General features: G+C 54.2%; 2 rRNA genes (1 of these 2 cut by a window edge). Both read left to right on the top strand.

Features of this window, described 5'->3' with window-relative positions:
• Positions 1–2,255, top strand: a 23S ribosomal RNA gene (locus tag N5E02_RS19860) (it extends 625 nt beyond the left edge of the window).
• A gap of 126 nt (positions 2,256–2,381) precedes the next feature.
• A 5S ribosomal RNA gene (rrf, locus tag N5E02_RS19855) occupies positions 2,382–2,496 on the top strand.
• The last annotated feature ends 4 nt before the right edge of the window (positions 2,497–2,500 follow it).

Here is a 2,500-nt window from a genome sequence, read left to right as displayed (position 1 = left end):
GATAAGGGCGCATAGTCGCGGGCAGTAGACCCGAAACCGGGTGATCTAGTCATGCCCAGGGTGAAGGTGCGGTAACACGCACTGGAGGCCCGAACCCACTCCCGTTGCAAAGGTAGGGGATGAGGTGTGATTAGGAGTGAAAAGCTAATCGAACCCGGAGATAGCTGGTTCTCCTCGAAAGCTATTTAGGTAGCGCCTCATATGTATCCTCTCGGGGGTAGAGCACTGTTATGGCTAGGGGGTCATCGCGACTTACCAAACCATTGCAAACTCCGAATACCGAGACGGACTGTATGGGAGACACACGGCGGGTGCTAACGTCCGTCGTGAAAAGGGAAACAACCCAGACCCACAGCTAAGGTCCCAAATTTTGTGCTAAGTGGAAAACCATGTGGAAAGGCACAGACAGCCAGGAGGTTGGCTTAGAAGCAGCCACCCTTTAAAGAAAGCGTAATAGCTCACTGGTCGAGTCGGTCTGCGGGGAAGATTTAACGGGGCTAAGCACAGAACCGAAGCTTGGGGTGCATAACTTTGTTATGCGCGGTAGAGGAGCGTTCCGTAAGCCGTTGAAGGTGGATTGAGAAGTCTGCTGGAGGTATCGGAAGTGCGAATGCTGACATGAGTAACGATAATGCGGGTGAAAAACCCGCACGCCGAAAGCCCAAGGTTTCCTTGCGCAACGTTAATCGGCGCAGGGTGAGTCGGCCCCTAAGGCGAGGACGAAAGTCGTAGTCGATGGGAAGCAGGTTAATATTCCTGCACCTCGCGTAAGTGCGATGGAGGGACGGAGAAGGTTAGGTGTACCAGGCGTTGGTTGTCCTGGGGAAAGGCGGTAGGTTTGGATCTTTGGCAAATCCGGGATCCTCTAAGACCGAGCACCGAGACGAGCCTTTATGGCAAAGTCACTGATACCACGCTTCCAGGAAAAGCTCCTAAGCTTCAGCTTACGCAGACCGTACCGTAAACCGACACAGGTGGGTAGGATGAGAATTCTCAGGCGCTTGAGAGAACTCGGGTGAAGGAACTAGGCAACATGGCACCGTAACTTCGGGAGAAGGTGCACCCTTTTTGGTGGCTCGTGCGAGCTATAGCTGAAGAGGGTCGCAGTAACCAGGCCGCTGCGACTGTTTATCAAAAACACAGCACTCTGCAAACACGAAAGTGGACGTATAGGGTGTGACGCCTGCCCGGTGCTGGAAGGTTAATTGATGGGGTCAGCCGCAAGGCGAAGCTCTTGATCGAAGCCCCAGTAAACGGCGGCCGTAACTATAACGGTCCTAAGGTAGCGAAATTCCTTGTCGGGTAAGTTCCGACCTGCACGAATGGCGTAACGACAGCGGCGCTGTCTCCACCCGAGACTCAGTGAAATTGAAATCGCTGTGAAGATGCAGCGTTCCCGTGGCAAGACGGAAAGACCCCGTGAACCTTTACTATAGCTTTACACTGAACGTTGAGTTCGTCTGTGTAGGATAGGTGGGAGGCTATGAAACCATGGCGCTAGCTGTGGCGGAGCCATCCTTGAAATACCACCCTGTCGTGCTTGACGTTCTAACCTGGGCCCATTATCTGGGTCGGGGACCGTGTATGGTGGGTAGTTTGACTGGGGCGGTCTCCTCCTAAAGAGTAACGGAGGAGCTCGAAGGTACGCTCAGCGCGGTCGGACATCGCGCACTGTGTGCAAAGGCATAAGCGTGCTTGACTGCAAGATCGACGGATCAAGCAGGTAGGAAACTAGGACTTAGTGATCCGGTGGTTCTGTATGGAAGGGCCATCGCTCAACGGATAAAAGGTACTCCGGGGATAACAGGCTGATACCGCCCAAGAGTTCATATCGACGGCGGTGTTTGGCACCTCGATGTCGGCTCATCACATCCTGGGGCTGTAGTCGGTCCCAAGGGTATGGCTGTTCGCCATTTAAAGTGGTACGCGAGCTGGGTTCAGAACGTCGTGAGACAGTTCGGTCCCTATCTGCCATGGGCGTTGGAGATTTGAGAGGGGCTGCTCCTAGTACGAGAGGACCGGAGTGGACGAACCTCTGGTGTTCCGGTTGTCACGCCAGTGGCATTGCCGGGTAGCTATGTTCGGAAGCGATAACCGCTGAAAGCATCTAAGCGGGAAGCGCGCCTCAAGATGAGATCTCCCGGGGCACAAGCCCCCTGAAGGAACCATGTAGACTACGTGGTTGATAGGTCAGGTGTGTAAGTACAGCAATGTATTGAGCTAACTGATACTAATGATCCGTGCGGCTTGACCATATAACCTCAAGTTGCCTTGGCTTTACGACAGCGTCGTAAGAGCATCCAAGTGCACGCTACGTCACAAGAACTATGCGAGGCTGGCGCCTTGTCCCACAGGGACGAGTGCGACACTCCAAAAGCCTCCCTGGTGAAATTAGCGCTGTGGAACCACCCGATCCCATCCCGAACTCGGAAGTGAAACGCAGCTGCGCCGATGGTAGTGTGGCTCAAGCCATGCGAGAGTAGGTCATCGCCAGGGTTTA

It is taken from the genome of Stenotrophomonas sp. GD03777 (assembly GCF_029842485.1).
GTDB lineage: Bacteria > Pseudomonadota > Gammaproteobacteria > Xanthomonadales > Xanthomonadaceae > Stenotrophomonas > Stenotrophomonas sepilia.
This window is presented reverse-complemented; position numbering and strand designations above follow the sequence as displayed.